This is a genomic window from Streptomyces sp. Da 82-17 (genome assembly GCF_046098215.1).
Lineage (GTDB): Bacteria > Actinomycetota > Actinomycetes > Streptomycetales > Streptomycetaceae > Streptomyces.
In genome coordinates, this window is the sequence record NZ_JBJURH010000009.1 from 162,906 (window position 1) to 179,209 (window position 16,304).

At 74.1% G+C, this 16,304-nt stretch carries 16 protein-coding genes; 9 read left to right on the forward strand and 7 right to left on the reverse strand.

Going from position 1 to position 16,304, the window contains the following annotated elements:
* The first annotated feature begins 13 nt into the window (after nt 1-13).
* The 4 genes from ACIDOF_RS17855 (at nt 14) to ACIDOF_RS17870 (ending at nt 3,495) form a co-directional block, all read left to right on the forward strand.
* Nucleotides 14-1,099, forward strand: coding sequence for an S-(hydroxymethyl)mycothiol dehydrogenase (locus tag ACIDOF_RS17855; protein WP_409006881.1), 1,086 nt, complete (start codon nt 14-16; stop codon nt 1,097-1,099).
* On the forward strand, nt 1,096-1,710 hold the full coding sequence (locus tag ACIDOF_RS17860; RefSeq protein WP_409006882.1) for an MBL fold metallo-hydrolase: 615 nt from the start codon (nt 1,096-1,098) through the stop codon (nt 1,708-1,710). Before ACIDOF_RS17855 ends, ACIDOF_RS17860 begins: the two co-directional genes overlap by 4 nt.
* Nucleotides 1,711-1,838: 128 nt before the next feature.
* Complete coding sequence (locus ACIDOF_RS17865; protein ID WP_409006883.1) at nt 1,839-2,504, forward strand: GntR family transcriptional regulator; 666 nt, start codon at nt 1,839-1,841, stop codon at nt 2,502-2,504.
* A 103-nt stretch (nt 2,505-2,607) separates the two neighbouring features.
* On the forward strand, nt 2,608-3,495 hold the full coding sequence (locus ACIDOF_RS17870) for a GNAT family N-acetyltransferase (RefSeq protein ID WP_409006884.1): 888 nt from the start codon (nt 2,608-2,610) through the stop codon (nt 3,493-3,495).
* On the opposite strand, the gene ACIDOF_RS17875 is transcribed toward ACIDOF_RS17870, so the two are convergent.
* The gene (locus ACIDOF_RS17875; protein ID WP_409006885.1) at nt 3,438-4,106 is read right to left on the reverse strand and encodes a DUF4386 domain-containing protein; all 669 of its coding nucleotides are present in this window, start codon (nt 4,104-4,106) and stop codon (nt 3,438-3,440) included. The genes ACIDOF_RS17870 and ACIDOF_RS17875 overlap by 58 nt on opposite strands.
* A gap of 132 nt (nt 4,107-4,238) precedes the next feature.
* The gene (locus tag ACIDOF_RS17880; RefSeq protein ID WP_409006886.1) at nt 4,239-5,033 is read right to left on the reverse strand and encodes an alpha/beta fold hydrolase; all 795 of its coding nucleotides are present in this window, start codon (nt 5,031-5,033) and stop codon (nt 4,239-4,241) included.
* Nucleotides 5,034-6,208: 1,175 nt separating this feature from the next.
* Here ACIDOF_RS17880 and ACIDOF_RS17885 point away from each other — a divergent pair.
* Entirely contained in the window at nt 6,209-6,589 is a 381-nt protein-coding gene (locus tag ACIDOF_RS17885) for a hypothetical protein (protein ID WP_409006887.1), read from the forward strand.
* A gap of 21 nt (nt 6,590-6,610) precedes the next feature.
* On the opposite strand, the gene ACIDOF_RS17890 is transcribed toward ACIDOF_RS17885, so the two are convergent.
* From ACIDOF_RS17890 to ACIDOF_RS17900, 3 genes are all read right to left on the reverse strand, one after another.
* Nucleotides 6,611-7,861, reverse strand: coding sequence for a GTP-binding protein (locus tag ACIDOF_RS17890; protein ID WP_409007066.1), 1,251 nt, complete (start codon nt 7,859-7,861; stop codon nt 6,611-6,613).
* Between the two features lie 14 nt (nt 7,862-7,875).
* Complete coding sequence (gene rpmF, locus ACIDOF_RS17895; RefSeq protein ID WP_409006888.1) at nt 7,876-8,046, reverse strand: 50S ribosomal protein L32; 171 nt, start codon at nt 8,044-8,046, stop codon at nt 7,876-7,878.
* Between the two features lie 161 nt (nt 8,047-8,207).
* Entirely contained in the window at nt 8,208-8,546 is a 339-nt protein-coding gene (locus tag ACIDOF_RS17900; RefSeq protein ID WP_409006889.1) for a transposase, read from the reverse strand.
* Nucleotides 8,547-8,665: 119 nt separating this feature from the next.
* Here ACIDOF_RS17900 and ACIDOF_RS17905 point away from each other — a divergent pair, with 119 nt between their 5' ends.
* The 3 genes from ACIDOF_RS17905 to ACIDOF_RS17915 all read left to right on the forward strand — a co-directional run bounded on the left by ACIDOF_RS17905 (nt 8,666) and on the right by ACIDOF_RS17915 (nt 13,344).
* The gene (locus tag ACIDOF_RS17905; RefSeq protein WP_409006890.1) at nt 8,666-9,520 is read left to right on the forward strand and encodes an NAD(P)H-binding protein; all 855 of its coding nucleotides are present in this window, start codon (nt 8,666-8,668) and stop codon (nt 9,518-9,520) included.
* Nucleotides 9,521-9,714: 194 nt separating this feature from the next.
* Nucleotides 9,715-10,383: a TetR/AcrR family transcriptional regulator gene (locus ACIDOF_RS17910; protein ID WP_409006891.1), complete on the forward strand. Its 669-nt coding sequence runs from the start codon at nt 9,715-9,717 to the stop codon at nt 10,381-10,383.
* 129 nt (nt 10,384-10,512) lie between these two features.
* Complete coding sequence (locus tag ACIDOF_RS17915; protein WP_409006892.1) at nt 10,513-13,344, forward strand: SpoIIE family protein phosphatase; 2,832 nt, start codon at nt 10,513-10,515, stop codon at nt 13,342-13,344.
* On the opposite strand, the gene ACIDOF_RS17920 is transcribed toward ACIDOF_RS17915, so the two are convergent.
* A complete protein-coding gene (locus ACIDOF_RS17920) occupies nt 13,341-13,820 on the reverse strand; it encodes an SRPBCC family protein (protein ID WP_409006893.1) in 480 nt (159 codons plus the stop codon). The two genes, ACIDOF_RS17915 and ACIDOF_RS17920, sit on opposite strands and share 4 nt — an antisense overlap.
* 48 nt (nt 13,821-13,868) lie before the next feature.
* Between ACIDOF_RS17920 and ACIDOF_RS17925 the strand changes: the two genes are divergently transcribed.
* Nucleotides 13,869-14,402 carry a hypothetical protein gene (locus ACIDOF_RS17925; RefSeq protein ID WP_409006894.1) on the forward strand — a complete coding sequence of 178 codons (534 nt, stop codon included), beginning with the start codon at nt 13,869-13,871 and terminating at the stop codon, nt 14,400-14,402.
* 15 nt (nt 14,403-14,417) lie between these two features.
* On the opposite strand, the gene ACIDOF_RS17930 is transcribed toward ACIDOF_RS17925, so the two are convergent.
* On the reverse strand, nt 14,418-16,187 hold the full coding sequence (locus ACIDOF_RS17930) for an ATP-binding cassette domain-containing protein (protein WP_409007067.1): 1,770 nt from the start codon (nt 16,185-16,187) through the stop codon (nt 14,418-14,420).
* Between the last annotated feature and the right edge of the window lie 117 nt (nt 16,188-16,304).

The following is a 16,304-nucleotide window of genomic DNA, read 5'->3' on the forward strand; positions in this document are numbered from 1 at the left end:
CAGGAGCACCGGCATGCAAGAAGTCCGCGCCGTCGTCGCCAGGGCCAAAGACGCGCCCGTGACCGTCGAGACGATCCGCATCCCCGACCCCGGACCCGGCGAGGTCGTGGTGAAGGTGCAGGCGTGCGGCGTCTGCCACACCGACCTGCACTACCGCCAGGGCGGCATCAACGACGAGTTCCCGTTCCTGCTCGGCCACGAGGCCGCAGGCCTTGTGGAGACCGTCGGCGAGGGCGTCACGCAGGTCGAGCCCGGCGACTTCGTCGTCCTCAACTGGCGTGCCGTGTGCGGGAATTGCCGCGCCTGCAACCGCGGCGAGCCGCAGTACTGCTTCGCCACGCACAACGCCACCCAGAAGATGACCCTGACCGACGGCACCGAGCTCACGCCCGCCCTCGGCATCGGCGCCTTCGCCGAGAAGACCCTCGTGCACGCCGGGCAGTGCACCAAGGTCGACCCGTCCGCATCCCCGGCCGCCGCCGGGCTCCTCGGCTGCGGCGTGATGGCCGGCCTCGGCGCCGCCATCAACACCGGCGCCGTGGGCCGCGGCAAGACCGTCGCCGTCATCGGCTGCGGCGGCGTCGGCTGCGCGGCGATCGTCGGCTCCAGCCTCGCCGGCGCGGCCAAGGTCATCGCCGTCGACATCGACAGCCGCAAGCTGGACTGGGCGAAGGACCTGGGCGCCACCGACCTGGTCAACAGCAAGGAGCAGGACCCGGTCGAGGCGATCCGCGAGCTCACCGGCGGCTTCGGCGCCGACGTCGTCATCGACGCGGTCGGCCGCCCCGAGACGTACCAACAGGCCTTCTACGCCCGCGACTTGGCCGGCACGCTGGTCCTGGTGGGCGTGCCCACGCCGGACATGAAGCTGCCCGACATCCCGCTGATCGACGTGTTCGGCCGCGGCGGCGCCCTCAAGTCCAGCTGGTACGGCGACTGCCTGCCGTCGCGGGACTTCCCGATGCTCATCGACCTGTACCGGCAGGGCCGCCTCGACCTCGACGCGTTCGTCACCGAGGAGATCACCCTGAACGACGTCGAGTCCGCCTTCGAGCGGATGCACCACGGCGACGTGCTGCGCTCGGTGGTGGTCCTGTGAGCCGCGTCCGCGTCGACCACACCGTCACCTCCGGGACGTTCTCCCTCGACGGCGAGACCCACCAGGTCGACAACAACGTGTGGGTGATCGGCGACGACCAGGAGTGCGTCGTCATCGACGCCCCGCACGACGTCGACCGCATCCTGGAGGTCGTCGACGGCCGCCGGGTCAAGGCCATCCTCTGCACGCACGCCCACGACGACCACGTCCGGTACGCACCCCAGCTCGCGGCCCGTACGCAGGCGCCGGTGCTCCTCCACCCCGACGAGCGGCCCGTGTGGGAGCTGACCCACCCGGGCAGCAAGTGGGACGCCGACCTGACGGACGGCGAGGCGATCGAGGTCGCGGGCACCGTGCTGCGGGTCATCCACACCCCGGGGCACGCGCCGGGCGCGGTGTGCTTCCACGCGGAGGAGCTGGGCGCGGTCTTCACCGGTGACACGCTGTTCAACGGCGGGCCCGGCGCCACCGGCCGCTCGTTCAGCGACCACGGCGTGATCGTCCGGTCCATCCGCGAGAAGCTGTTCCGGCTGCCCGGCGACACCGTGGTGCACACCGGGCACGGCCCGGACACCACCATCGAGGCCGAGAAGGCCAACGTCCCGGCGTGACGCGCCGGTTCGCGAGCCCCCGGGCCGTCGTGGCCGCACCCACGACGGCCCGGCAGGGACTCCGTACGCGCCGGTCACTAGACTCGGCGTACGCACACAGGGTGCGGTCCGGAAGGCAAGGGGGAGTCATGCAGCAGGTCGCGACCGATCCTCGGGGCGATGCGCTGTCGCTCGCCGAGCGGGCGTACCGCGCCATCCGCGACCGGCTCGTCATGCTGGAGATCCGCCCCGGCGACCCGATCAACGAGGACCAGCTGATGCAGTCCCTCGGCCTCGGCAGGACCCCGGTGCGCGAGGCCCTCAAACGCCTCCAGTACGAGCGCCTCATCACGACCTACCCGCGGCGCGGCACGTTCGCCACCGAGGTCAACATCACCGACCTCGCGCACATCTCCGAGGTCCGCCAGGAGCTGGAACCCCTCGCCGCCGCCCAGGCCGCGCGCCGGGCCACGCCCGCCGACCGCGAGGTCCTCACGACGCTGCTCACCGAGCTGAAGTCGGCGGCCGACGCCCCGCCCGAGCCCGCCGACCTGATGCGCCTCGACCTCCAGGTCCACCGCGCGATCTACGCGGCCACGCACAACCCGTACCTGGAGGACACCCTCGTACGGCACGACAACCTCGCCACCCGCATCTGGTGCCTCTTCGTGGACCGCCTCGACGACATGTCGGGCCACGTCGAGGAGCACAGCCCCCTGATCGAGGCCATCGTCGGCGGCGAACCGGACCAGGCGGCGGAGCTGGCCCGCAGCCACGTCGAGGGCTTCGAACGGGCCATCCGCGAGGCGATCTGAGCCTGGCGACCGAGCGCGCAGCAGGGACCTGGTCCGGCCCGTCCGGCGTTCGAGGACGAGAAAAGCGCGAGCGCCGACCGGGCGGCGCCCGCGAGCATGGACCATGCACTCCGATGCCTGGCACACGACCCACGACCTCGACCGCTTCCTCGCCCGCGCCGGGGCCTTCCTCCGCTCGCGCCCCGCGCTGCACACCCTCCCGCTGACCGTGACGGAGACGCTGCGCACGCGCGGAGCGCACACGTACGGCGCGGGCGACCCGTACTTCGGCTTCCTGGAGCGGGACGGCGAAGTGCGGGCGGCCTACTTCCGCACTCCGCCCCGCCCCCTGAACCTCACCTCACTCACCGCCGACGACGCCGACGCCCTGGCCGTCCGCCTCGCCGCCGACGGGCACGCCCTCCCCGGCGTCAGTGCGGACCGGGACACCGCCGCCGCCTTCGCCGAGGCCTGGCGGCGGCACACCCGCGCGACCCCCGCCCTGCACGAGCGCAAGCGCCTCTACCGCCTCGCCGCGCTCACCCCGCCCGGCCCCCGCCCCGCCGGCCGCGCACGCCTCGCCGGAACGGAGGACCGGGAGCAACTCATGCGCTGGTACGAGGAGTTCACGGCCGAGATCAACGGCGGCGCCCCCGGGCGGCGCGCGCCGAACGACGCCGGGGCCTGGGCCGACGCACGCATCGCCGCCCGGCGCCTCACCCTCTGGGAGACACCGGGCGGTACCCCCGTCGCCATGGCCGGAGTGACCCCGAGAGTCGCCGGCCAGGCCCGGATCACCCCCGTCTACACCCCGGCCGCGCTGCGCGGACGCGGCTACGCGGGCGCCGCGACGTACGCGGCGACCCGCGCGGCCCGTGCGGCCGGCGCGTCCGAGGTGGTGCTCTTCACGGACCTCGCCAACCCCACGAGCAACGGCCTGTACCAGCGCATCGGCTACCGCGGAGTGGCGGACTTCGCGGTGTACGACTTCACGGCCGCGCCGCCCCGCTGAACGCTCACCGCGGCCAGGACCAGCCAGATCAGACCGCCGAACCGGACCAGCGGCAGCAGGTACCCGAAGGCGGCGACGGTCGGGGTGAGCAGCGAGAGCAGCCCCGCCGCGGCGAGCACATATCCCGTCACCCGCAGTCCGCGCGGCAGTCGGCGGGTGCTCGCGACGGCCGCGATGAGCAGCCCCGCCGTCGCCGCGAACGCGGGACCGCCCGCAAGGAACGACAGATCGGCCAGGTCACGGGCCTCGCCGGGGTCGCCGTCCGCGGGCAGTCGGCCGCCCAGGAACGCGAACACGCCGCTCACGACGAGCGCGGCCCCGGCCAGCACACCGCTCCCGAGCCCCCACGACCGGGTGCCGCCGGGCGTACGCCCGAGCAGCGCCGAAGCCGCCCACACCAGCGCCGCCGCGGCGACGGCAAGCAGCGCCGAGCCGAGGACGATGGACGTGCCGTGCGTCTGCGCGTACGCCAGGACCTCGCCGCCCGAGGCGTCCGGCTGGGGCGTGTCCCGGTTCATGACGACGTACGCGGCCGTCAGCACGGCGTACGACAGCACCGGCACGAGCGGGGTGGGGGAGCGGCGGTCGTCGAGAGCAGCAGGTGTGGTCATGGAGAGCCCCTACGGTGGGTGAGCGGTCGCGTCAGGTCGGACGACCTCAACATCCCAACCGGGCACCCCTGTTGACGTCCCGCGAGCGGAGGCGGTCCGCGTACTCCCCGGGGCGTACGCCGAGAGCCGCGGCTACGCCAGGAACTCCCGCACCACCCGGCCCGCCTCCTCACGGGCCTCCTCGAAGTACGCGTGCCGGGCCCCCGCCACCAGGTGGAGGGCGGCGCCCGGGATGCGGTCGGCGAGGAGGTGCGCGTTGCCGGGCGGGGTGAGGCGGTCGGCGTCGCCGTGCAGGACCAGCGTGGGCGCCGTGACGCGGGGCAGCTGCTCCCACGCGTCGTGCCGGTTGCTGGCGACCAGGTGGCCGTGCCGGGCGTGCCGCGGCATGTCCGGATCGCCGAGCGTGCGGTACGGGCCGGGGTTCCGGGCCCGCCAGTCCGGGGTGTACATCAGGTCGGCCAACGCCTCCCGCACCGCCACCGGATCGGGCTGAGCGAGCAACTGCCGTACGGACGCGTCGGGTTGAGCGGCATGCGGGCCGCCGGGCGAGGTGCAGCCGAGGACGAGCCGCCGTACCCGCTCGGGGTGCCGCACGGCGACCCACTGGGCGACACGGCCGCCCATGGACGTGCCGTACAGATCGACCCGGTCAAGCCCCAGTGCGTCCAGGACGGCGATCACATCGTCAGCGAACTCACTTATGGAGTAGCCGTGTTGAGGCTTGTCGCTCGCTCCCGTGCCGCGCGGGTCGAGGGTGACCGTGCGGTGCGCGGGGTGGAAGTCCTCGCGCACGGCGTCCCACCAGTGGTGGTTGTTGGACTGCCCGGCGAGCAGCACGAGCGCCCGCCCACCGCCCCGCACCTGATACGCGATCCGAGCCCCACCCCCGGCCCGCACAAACCCGTCCCTGCCGTCCGTGTCCGTCATGGGTTTCCCCCCGCTCCCGCCGCCGACGCCTCATGATGCCGGAGGGGCAGCGGTTCCGGCGCCGGGCTTGCCGCGACCGCTCGTAGGGGACCGGCCTCCTGGACGGCGATCCGCGCTGGCGCATGGGGGAGCGGTAAGCGTGTGAGGCGACCGACCCGCGTAGGGCGTGCAGTTCCCCAGAAGCGCCGGGCACGCGATCGTCCGAAACCTCGGGGTGTGGCGGGGGGCTGCCGGTCGCGTGCCCCCGGAGTGCCGACTGCCCGATGGCCCGGAATCTCGGGCGCACAGCCCTGCCCGAGCCTGCCAGGTGAACGGCCACATGGAACCACCGGGTGTACGGCACCCGGGTAGCACCGGGTGTGCAGGCTCGGGCCGTCAGACGTGAGGCCTCCAGAAGCGCCGGATTCGCGGTCCCGGACCGTCGGACGCGCGACCGTCCGGACCTTGTGGGGTGTGGCCGGGGGCTGCCAGGTTGTGCGGTCGGCCGCCCTGGCCTCTCGGTGCGAGGCGCCCCGAGCCGCCGGGTGCACAAGCCCCCGGAAGCGCAGGGTGTGCGGAATCGGCCTGTGGGGCGCACGGCCGCCTGAATTCGTCGAGCACGCGGCCCCGCACCGTCGGGCGCGCGAGTGTTCGGAACCTCGGGGCATGTGGGCCGGGGGTGCCGGCTGCACGGTCGTCCGGACCTCTCGGTGTGCCACCCCCCGAACCGCCAGGTGTACGTCCGCCGGAAGCGCGGGGTGTGCGCCCCCCGGGGCCCTCGGGTGCGCGGCCGCCGGGTGCGCCGGAGTCGCGCCTCTGGGCCGTCGGCCGCGGTAGGGCACCGCCGGGCGCGTTGCCCGGACTTCCCGTTTGTGTGTCCCCCGACCAGCCGGTGCACGGCCGCCCGGGAGCGCGCGGTGTGCGGGACCCCGGGGTTGTCGGGGGTGCGGTCGCCCCGATCCGGCGGGTGTGCTGCCCGGAAGATGCGGGTGTTCGAGGGGGCGCCGGTGTCGTGTCGCTGGCCTCCCGTGCTCGCTGCCCGCCGTCCCCCCCCAAGTCCTGTCGAAGCCCGCGCACCGAGCACCCAGCCGGTCACCGGCAGTGAGGGGCGGACGGCGGTGGGCCGCCTGGAGGGTGCGGGGGGAGCGGACGCGCCTACGCTGGAGGCAGAGCCTCGGAGAGGCGGGAGGCACGTCATGGCCAGGGGGCATCGCTTCCATATCGATCAGGCCGGCCATTCCGTCACCGTGCAGGTGACCGGCCCGCACGGCGCGGTCGAGGTGCTCGTGGACGGGAAGGTCGTCGCGTACCGTCCCGCGCTGGGCCGGGAGACCTGCGTGCTCGACGCCGAGCTGCCGCAGGACCCGCCCCGGCCGATGCGTATCCTGCTGGCCCCGGTGGAAGGCCTGAACCGGCCGCCGCTCTGCCTCCTGGAGAGCGACCACACCCGCTACCTCATGCCCCTCGTCCCGCAGCCCGCCCGCATCACCTCCGGCCGCCCGGACTTCGGTGCGGTGCGGGTGCTGCGGCGGCGGATGCGGAGGATGAAGCGCCGGGCGGCGGGCGGCCACCGCTGAGCCGCGCCGCAGACGTCCCCCTCAGGCGTGCGCGTGCGCTTGCTCGTGCTCGTGTGCGCAGGTCTCGTCGATCCCGTACGTGTCCCACGCGGGGAACGGGTCGTCGTCCGGCCCGATGGGCTCATCGTCCCGCGCCAGGCACGCGGTGAGCGCGTCCGTGAGGGCCTCGGCCTTCAACTCCGTGCCGATGAACACGAGTTCCTGCGCGAGACCGGGCCCGGTGCCCGTGCCGCCGTCGTCCGTACCGCCCTCGACCGCGTCGCGTGCCGCCGACGGCTCGAAGCGGGCCACCGACCCGGCCTGCGACCAGAGCCCGGTCACGTGCGCACGGCCGGCGAGCGTGAAGAAGCCCTTCGAGCGCAGCACGTCCCCGTACGCACCGCTCTCCAGCTCCTCCGTCACGAACTTCCACAACTTCCCGGGGTGGAAGAGGAGTGGGGAGCGGAAGACGGTGGAGGAGATGCCGTACTCCTCGGTCTCCGGGACGTGGTCGCCGTTGAGCTCCTTGACCCAGCCCGGCGCCTGCTGCGCCCGGTCCAGGTCGAACAGGCGCGTGCCGACGACCTCTTGGAGCGGTACGCGGCCCTGTACGGCGGTGACGATCCGCGCGGCGGGGTTCAGCCTGGCCAGGGTGGCGCGCAGCCGGTCGGCGGCGGTGTCGTCGACGAGGTCGAGTTTGTTGAGGACGAGGACGTCCGCGAACTCGACCTGGTCCATGAGCAGGTCGCTGACGGTGCGCTCGTCGTCCTCGTACGGGGCGAGTTCGCGCTCCGACAGCTCGTCGCCGCCTGCCAGTTCGGGCAGGAAGTTCGCCGCGTCGACCACCGTCACCATCGTGTCGAGCCGCGCCAGGCCCCCGAGCGACGCGCCGTCGTCCCGCTCGAACGCGAAGGTCGCGGCCACCGGCATGGGCTCCGAGATGCCGCTCGACTCGATCAGCAGATGGTCGAAGCGGCCCTCGCGGGCGAGGCGCGCGACCTCGTCGAGCAGGTCGTCCCGCAGAGTGCAGCAGATGCAGCCGTTGGTCAGCTCGACCAGGCGTTCCTCGGTCCGGGAGAGCGCCGCCTCGCCGCCGCGCACGAGGGAGGCGTCGATGTTGACCTCGCTCATGTCGTTGACGACGACGGCCACGCGCAGGCCCTCACGGTTGGCCAGGACATGGTTGAGCAGCGTGGTCTTCCCGGCGCCGAGGAACCCGGACAGGACGGTGACGGGCAGCGGCACCTCGGGGGTCACGGGTGCCTCGGGTGTCACGGGCGCCTCGGAGGTCACAGGTGTCACGGGGGTCAGCCCTCGAGCCGGATGAGCCCGCGCTCGTACGCCTTGACCAGGCGCTGCGGGACGAGGTGCGTGACGCCGTCGACGGTGACCGGGACGAGCTGTGCGGTCGTCGCCTTCCACTGGGCGCGGCGGTGGCGGGTGTTGCTGCGGGACATCTTCCGCTTGGGAACGGCCATGGGTGCTCCTCGGGGAGGGATGGGTGCTTGGCGAGGTGCACGCTATATGAAAACGACTGTCATTAACAAAAGTGCCGGAAGGGGAGGCGGTGAAGGCGGGCAAAGCAGCAGAAAGTGGCCGCCGTAGCCATGTCTCACTTGGTGAATTTCGCGCCCGACGCTCAGGCGTACACCCGTCGTGCCGCGCAGTCGTGGAGCGCGCTCGTCCAGGGCGCGAGAGCCGGGTCGTCGGCGGTGGCCTCGCGGAGCGCACGCCAGAAGTCCGCCCGGGTGCAGCGGCTGAACCAGCGGTGGGCGGTGGGGACCTTGACGCCGAAGGCGGGCGGCAGGTTCTGCCACGCGCAGCCGCTCGTCAGTACGTACACCACCGCGACCAGGACCTCGCGGCGGTCCGCCGCCGACCTGCCGCCGCCCTGCGTGCGGGGGCGCGGCGCCGGCATGAGGGGCTCGGCCACGGCCCACAGTTCGTCCGGTACCAGCCGGTTCGCGAGCGCCTCCATGAGCCGCATCCTACGGCCGCCAAAAGAGACACAGGGCCATGTGCGCGGACCGCTCGGAGGTGCTTAACCTCTGCGCCACGCCGAGGAGTTCGGCGTCGCGAAACCGAAGGGGCAGAGGCATGACGATCCTGGTCACGGGGGCGACGGGAACGGTCGGACGCATCGTGGTCGACCGGCTGCTCGACGCCGGCCGCAAGGTGCGGGCGCTCACCCGCGCCCCGTCCGCAGCGCGACTTCCCGAGGGCGTCGAGGTGGTGGCGGGCAGCTTCGCCGAGCCGGGCGGCGCGCTCGACGGGGTGGAGGGGGCGTACTTCCTGGCCGGCGGGCTCGACCCGGCGTCGGCGGCCGAGCAGGCCGAGGCGTTCGTGGCGCGGGCGGTGCGCGGCGGCGCGCACCGGATGGTCACGCTCACCAGCAGCGCCGTCGCGGTCCGCCGACCCGGCAGCTACGAGAGCCTGCTGGCGGCCGAACAGGCCGTGGAGGCCGCCGAGTTGGAGTGGACGCACGTACGGCCCGGGGAGTTCGCCGGGAACAAACTGGCCGTGTGGGGCGAGTCGATCCGCGCCGAGTCGACGGTGCGCAGCGCCTTCCCGGACGCCGTCGGCGTGCCCGTGCACGAGGCCGACATCGCGGACGTGGCCGTCGCCGCGCTCCTGGAGGACGGGCACGCGGGGCGGGCGTACTCGGTCAGCGGGCCCGAGGCGCTGACGCAGCGCGAGCAGGCGGCGGCCGTCGGCGAGGGCCTCGGGCGTGAGCTGCGCTTCGAGCCGCTGACGTACGGGCAGGCGCGGGCCGCGTACATCCGGGGCGGGATCCCGGCCGACATCGCCGAGTACCTGCTCGGCTACCAGGCCGAGTACGCGGAGGAGCCGCCGCGCGTCGAACCGGACGTGCAGCGGGTCCTCGGCCGCCCGGGGCGGAGCCTCGCGGAGTGGGCGGCGGACCACGCCGAGGAGCTGGCGCCCGCGAGGTAGGCGTCACCACGAGGCAGAGGGGCTGGCGCCCGCACGGCTAGGCGTCACCACGGGCAGAGGGGCCGGCCCCGCTCCGGCCGGAACGCGCGGGGGCGGCGGGTCCCGCCCCGTGGCCGTACGCCCGCTGACAGAACGGTCGTTCTGGCCGCTCCGGTAGGATCCGGGCCCCACACGTCGTACGAGGGGGGGCGCCGGTGCCAGGCGAAGGGGAGCGCGGCGGGCGGGGGACCGGCAAGGAAGCCATCCTGGACGCCGCCCGGCAGGAGTTCGGCGAGCGCGGCTACGCCGCCGTGTCCATCCGGCACATCGCCCGCCGCGCGGGGGTCAGCCTCTCCGCGATGTACCACTACTACACCGGCAAGCAGGACCTCCTGCACGCCCTGGTCAACGGCAGCGGCCAGGCCTACTTCGACTCCTGCCGCGCGGAGTCGGAGCAGGCCGGCGACGACCCGGGCGAGCAGCTCGCCGCGGTGGTCCGGGCCACCGTGCGCTACCGCGCCGAGTACCGCCTGGAGAGCAACCTGACGCTCACCGAGTGGCGCAGCCTCTCCGAGGAGCAGCTGGAGGAGTTCCGGCGCAGGCAGTTCGACGGCACCCGGATGTTCAAGGAGATCATCGAGGCCGGCGTCGACCAGGGCATCTTCCGCACCCCGCACCCCGAGGACGCCCGCCGCGGCGTCATCGCGATGTGCAACGCCGTGGCCCAGTGGTACCGCGAGAGCGGCGAGGAGAGCGTCGACGACCTCGCCGAGCGGTACGTCGAGCTCGCCCTCGTCCTCGTCGAGTACCGCCCCGCGGCCCGCCGCCCCCGCCCGTCCGCCGCTTCCCCCGCACCTCGGCCTGACGTACGGTCACCACCCTGACCGCCGACGCTCCGGCGCCGGGGCGGCATACTGCGGCGGTGCGGAGCGCGGCGGGCGCGGTCGGCACGGGGCCGGGCGGCGCGTACGCTCGGGCCCCACTCGTCAGCGGGGTCGGGAAGACTGGGACACATGGGTATGCACGGATCCGCACGCCGGAGGTCGCGTCCGGAGGCCGGGGCACAGGCGCGGCAGGAGGCGCCACGGCGGCCGGCGGGGCGGCGCGGCCGGGCCCTGCTGAACGCGCGGAGCGTCGCGAGCCAGGTGTTCCTGCTGCAGCTCGCGGTCGTGGTGATCCTGGTCGTCGCCACCCTGGTCGTCCTGCTCGTCCAGGTGCGCAACCAGGCGGCCGAGCAGGCCCGCGACGAGGTCCTCGTCTCCGGCGAGGCCTTCGCCAACGGCCCGGGCCTCGCGGAGGCGCTCGACGGCCCCGACCCGACCGCCGCCCTGCAGCCCCGCGCCGAGGCCGCCCGGAAACGCTCCGGCCTCGACGCGGTCGTCGTGACCGACACCCGGGGCATCCGCTACACACACCCCGACCCCGAACAGATCGGCAAACGGTTCGTCGGCACCATCGAGCCGTCCCTGAAGGGCCGCACCACCGTCGAGAGCGCCGAAGGACCGATCCTGCCGGGCGGCGAGTCGGACGTCGTGCAGTCGGTGGTGCCGGTGTTCCGGGACGACGGGACGGTCGCCGGGATCGTGTCGACCTCCGTCACCGTCAAGCACGTCAACCGGGACACGGCCGGGCAGCTGCCGGTGCTCTTCGGCACCGCCGGCGGCGCCCTCCTCGTCGCCGCGGCGGGCGCCGCCCTGGTCAGCCGCCGCCTGCGGCACCAGACGCACGGCCTCGGCCCGATCGAGATGACCCGCATGTACGAGCACCACGACGCGGTGCTGCACTCCGTGCGCGAGGGCGTCCTGATCGTCGGCGCCGACGGCCGGCTGCTCCTCGCCAACGACGAGGCCCGCCGCCTCCTCGACCTCCCCGCCGACGCCGAACGCCGCCGCGTCGCCGACCTCGGCCTCGACCCCGCCGCGGCCGAGCTGCTCGCCTCCGGCGAGGCCGTCACCGACGCCGTGCACCGCGTCGGCGACCGGCTCCTCGCCGTCAACGTCCGGCCCGTCGACCGGCACGGCGGCCCCGCCGGCAGCGTCGCCACCCTCCGCGACTCCACCGAGCTCAGCTCCCTCGCGGGCCGCGCCGAACGCGCCCGCGAACGCCTCCAACTCCTCTACGACGCCGGGGTCGGCATCGGCACCACCCTCGATGTGGCCCGTACCGCCGAGGAGTTGACCGAGGCCGCCGTGCCCCGGTTCGCGGACTTCGCGACCGTCGAGCTCCTCGACGCCGTGACCCGCGGCGACGAACCCGACGAGGTCGACCCCGCCACCGCCACCCACGTCGTGATGCACCGCCTCGCCGTGCGCGGCGTCCGCGACGAACCCGCCCTGCACCCGGCCGGCGCGTCCATCCGCTTCGTCGCGGGCAGCCCCATGACCGAGGGGCTCGCGACCGGCCACGGCCAGCTCGCCGCCGACCTCGCCGCGTCCGAGGGGTGGCGCGCCCAGGACCCGGAGGGGGCGAAGCGGGCCCTGGAGAACGGCATCCGCTCCCTGATCTCCGTACCGCTGCGCGCCCGCGGCGTCGTCCTCGGCTCCGCCAACTTCTGGCGCTCCGAGCAGGAGCCGTTCACCGCCGACGACGTGTCGTTCGCCGAGGAGCTCTCCGCCCGCGCCGCCGTGGCCGTCGACAACGCCCGCCGGTACGCCCGCGAGCACAACGTCGCCGTCACCCTGCAGCGCAGCCTCCTGCCGCGGGCCCTGCCCGAGCAGTCCGCGCTCGACGTCGCGCACCGCTATCTGCCCGCCGAGGCCGGGGTGGGCGGCGACTGGTTCGACGTGATCCCGCTGCCCGGCGCCCGCGTCGCCCTCGTCGTGGGCGATGTGGTCGGCCACGGGCTGCACGCCGCCGCCACCATGGGCCGCCTCCGTACCGCCGTGCACAACTTCTCCGCCCTCGACCGCGCCCCCGACGAACTCATCGGCCACCTCGACGAGTTGGTCGCCCGCATCGACGCCGACGAGGCCGACCCCGAGGCCGCGGGCGAAGGCATGATCACCGGCGCCACCTGCCTGTACGCGATCTACGACCCGGTCACCGGACGCTGCACCCTCGCCCGCGCCGGCCACCCGGGACCCGTCCTCGTCCACCCGGACGGCACCGCCGAGTTCCCCGACGTACCCGTGTCGCCGCCGCTCGGGCTCGGCGCCGGGCTGCCCGTCGAGACCGTCGAGCTCGAACTCCCCGAGGGCAGCACCCTCGCCCTCTACACCGACGGCCTCGTCGAGGACCGGCACCGGGACCTGGACGTCGGCCTCGACCTGCTGCGGTCCGCCCTCGCCGAGACCGGCGGCCTCAGCCCCGACGAGGCCTGCCGGGCCGTCCTCGACGCCGTTCTGCCGGACCGGCCCGGCGACGACGTCGCGCTGCTCGTCGCCCGCACCCGCCGCCTCGCCCCGGACCGGGTCGCCGAGTGGGACGTGCCCGCCGACCCCGCCGCCGTGTCCGGCGTCCGCGCCGACGTGACCCGCAGGCTCGCCGACTGGGGTCTGGACGAGGCCGCGTTCGCCACCGAACTGGTCGTCAGCGAACTCGTCACCAACGCCATCCGCTACGGCGCCGAACCGATTCGGCTGCGCCTTCTGCACGACCGCAACAGCCTGATCTGCGAGGTCGCCGACGGCTCCAGCACCTCCCCGCACCTGCGCCGGGCCAAGAGCACCGACGAGGGCGGGCGCGGCCTGTTCCTCGTCGCCCGCTTCGCGCAGCGCTGGGGCACGCGCTACACCAGCCGCGGCAAGGTCATCTGGACCGAGCAGTCCCTGCACAACGCGTCCCCGCACACGGGCACGGACTCGGAGGAGGCCCTCCTCGACCAGTGGGACGACATCGAGTTCTAGGATCCGGGCGGGGGCAACCGCTCCGCGTACGCGGCGAGTTGGGCCAGGGACGAGGCGATGCCCGTCTCGTGGTCCGCGCGGCCGATCCCCGGCGGCACGTCCGTCGCCGTGACGATCACCTCCGTGCCGCCGCGCACGGCCGCGCACTCCCACGTCATCGTCATCGTGCCCGCGTACGCCGGGTCCTCGGCCTCGAACTCCACGCGCTGCACGACGCGTTCGGGCCGTACGAGGTCGACGAACGCCACGTCGGTCACGTCCGTCGCGTCGGACGTCTTGCCGGGGCCGCCGCTCGCGTCCAGGTACGTGAGCTCCATCCGGAAACCGCCGCCCGGCCGCGGGTCCCAGCGCTCGACGCGGCCCCGCATGCCCTGCGGCGGCAGCCACCGCTCCAGGGCGGCACGGTCCACGAGCGCGTCGTACACGGCCTCGCGAGGCGCGTCGATCCAGCGGCTGACCCGGTCGGTTCTCGTCATGGTCGGCCATTATGGGGGCGACACGCCCGCCCGTACGAAGGAGCGCCGATGCCGGACCCGAGCGGCCCGCCCAAGGTTGAGCGCCTGCTCTACATGGGCGGGTTGGCGCTGATGGGCGGCTTCGTCGTGCTCGCGTTCGGGCAGCTCTTCGCGGCCGTCGCGGCCGTGCTCGTCGGCGCCGGCACCCTCGTCATGGCCGCCGCACGGCGCGGCACGTCCGCCCTGAAGGCAGGGCGGACGCGCCGGGCCCGACTGCTGTTCGCCGCGGCCACGGCGCCGGTCTCCCTCCTCGGCCTGGCCGTCTCCTGGCTGGTCGGCGCGCTCTCCGGCGCCCTCGACGTGAGCGAGGCGTGCATCGCGCGGCAACAGCACTTCGACGCCGGGTACCGCGCGCTGCACGCCGACGAGATGAGCCGGTGGTTCCCGCTCCGCAACGCGTGCAACGCCGACTACGACCTCGTGCCCGTCTGGGTCAACCCGGCCGTCGTCCTCTTCGCGCTGCTCCTCGTGGCGTCGATCGCCGTGCTGGCCGGAGGGTTGGCGTCCCGGATCGTCAACGGGCGGGCACAGCCGGGCAGTTGAGGGTGGCGTCCGACCTCACCTGTCCTTGGCCAGCGCGACCAGTTCCGCGAACACGCCGCCCGCCGCGACCAGTTCCTCGTACGTGCCCTGCTCGGTGATGCGGCCGTCCTGCATCATCACCACCCGGTCCGCGAGGCGGGTGTTCTCCAGCTGGTGCGTGACGACGACCGTGGCGCGCTCCGCGGCGATCCGCTTGATCTGCAGAAAGATCCGGTGCTCGCCGCGCGGGTCCATCTGCGAGGTCGGCTCGTCCAGGATCAGCAGCGGCGTACGGCGGTACAAGGCGCGGGCGCAGGCCAGGCGCTGCCACTGCCCGCCGGACAGCTCGGCGCCGCCCCACAGCTCCTTCGCGAGCAGCGTGTCGAGCCCCTGCGGGAGCCGCTCGACGGGCTCGCGCATGCCGACCGCGTCGACCGTCTCCCACACCAGGCCGTCGTCGTACGTCTTCGGCTGGCCGAGCGTCACGTTCTCCCGCACCCGCAGCGGCCAGCGGGCGAAGATCTGCGGGACGAGCGCGGTCCGCCGCCACACCGCGTCGGCGGACGCGTCGGCCAGGTCGGTGCCGTCCCAGGTCACCCGGCCCTTGTCGGGCAGCAGGATGCCGGTGAGCAGCTTGGCCAGGGTGGACTTGCCCGAGCCGTTCTCGCCGACGATCGCGAGGATCTCGCCCCGGCGCAGCGTCAGCGACACCCCGGCGACGGCCGGCTCGTCCTTGCCCGGGTACTGGTAGACGACCTCGTCGAGCCGGATCTCGTCGACCCGCTCCGGGATGGTCGCCGTGCCCCGCTGCGGCGCGCGCTCCTGCGCCAGCTCCAGGAAGGCCCGCATGTCCGCGAGATACAGCGAGGTGTGGAACATGGCGGCGCCGTGGATCACGAACTGGCCGAGCGCGGCGAGCGTCGTCTGCACCGCGACCACCGCCGTCGCGGCCACGGGCAGCGCGACCCGGCCCGTCGACGCCAGCCAGGCGAGCGCCGCCCACGTGCCGAGCAGGAACACCCCGCCGAGCGCGCTGGTCGCGAGCGTGATCCGGAGCATCCGCGGGGCGGCGGCGAGGGTGCGCCGGTCGATACGGGTGGACAGCGCGCGGTACCAGTACGCGAGGTAGCCGGTCATGCCGTTGGCGCGCACCTCGTCGCCGAACTGGGAGGCCGTCGCCCACCAGCGCATCATCGAACGGACGTTGCGGTCGCCGACGTTGAGGTAGTGCGTCTCGTAGTCCACCCGCGCCGAGAGCACCGCGCCGACACCCGCGGGCAGCACCGCGAGGAGCAGCAGCGGCAGCATCAGCCAGTGCAACGCGGTGATCACACTGCTCGCGGCGGCCATCCGGACGAGCGCGGCCAGGAACCGCTGCGCGTCCTGCACCATCAGGCGGGTGCGGGTGATGCCGACCTCCGCGGCCTCCTGCCGGTCGGCGAACCCGTCCTCGCCGTACGCCGACGACTCCACCCGGCAGACCGCGTCGACGAGCGCGATGTCCGCCTCCGTGGTCAGCAGCGGCGTGATACGGCCGTTGGCGTACGAGGACAGGGCGCTGCTGATCCGGCCCGCGGCCGCGGCGGCGGCCACGACGACCAGGGCGGGCAGCGCGGCGTGCAGACGTTCGGCGACGGCGCCCGCGCCCAGCAGATGCGTCATGGCGCGGGCGGTGCAGGCGAGGACCACGGCGGCCGCCGCGCCGGTGAGGATCTGGCAGGCGAGCAGCAGCACGACACCCGCACGGTCGACGGCCCAGGCCATCCGGGCGGTGTGCGCGAGCACGGCGGGAAGGCGCCGGCACATCGCCCCGAACGAGGCGCCGACCAGCGGATTCTTCGCGTGCCTGGCCTGGAACTCGATGGTCGCGGGGGCGGGCGGCGGCGGGGTGCGGTCCGGTCGGGGCACGCCGTCGGCAGCGTG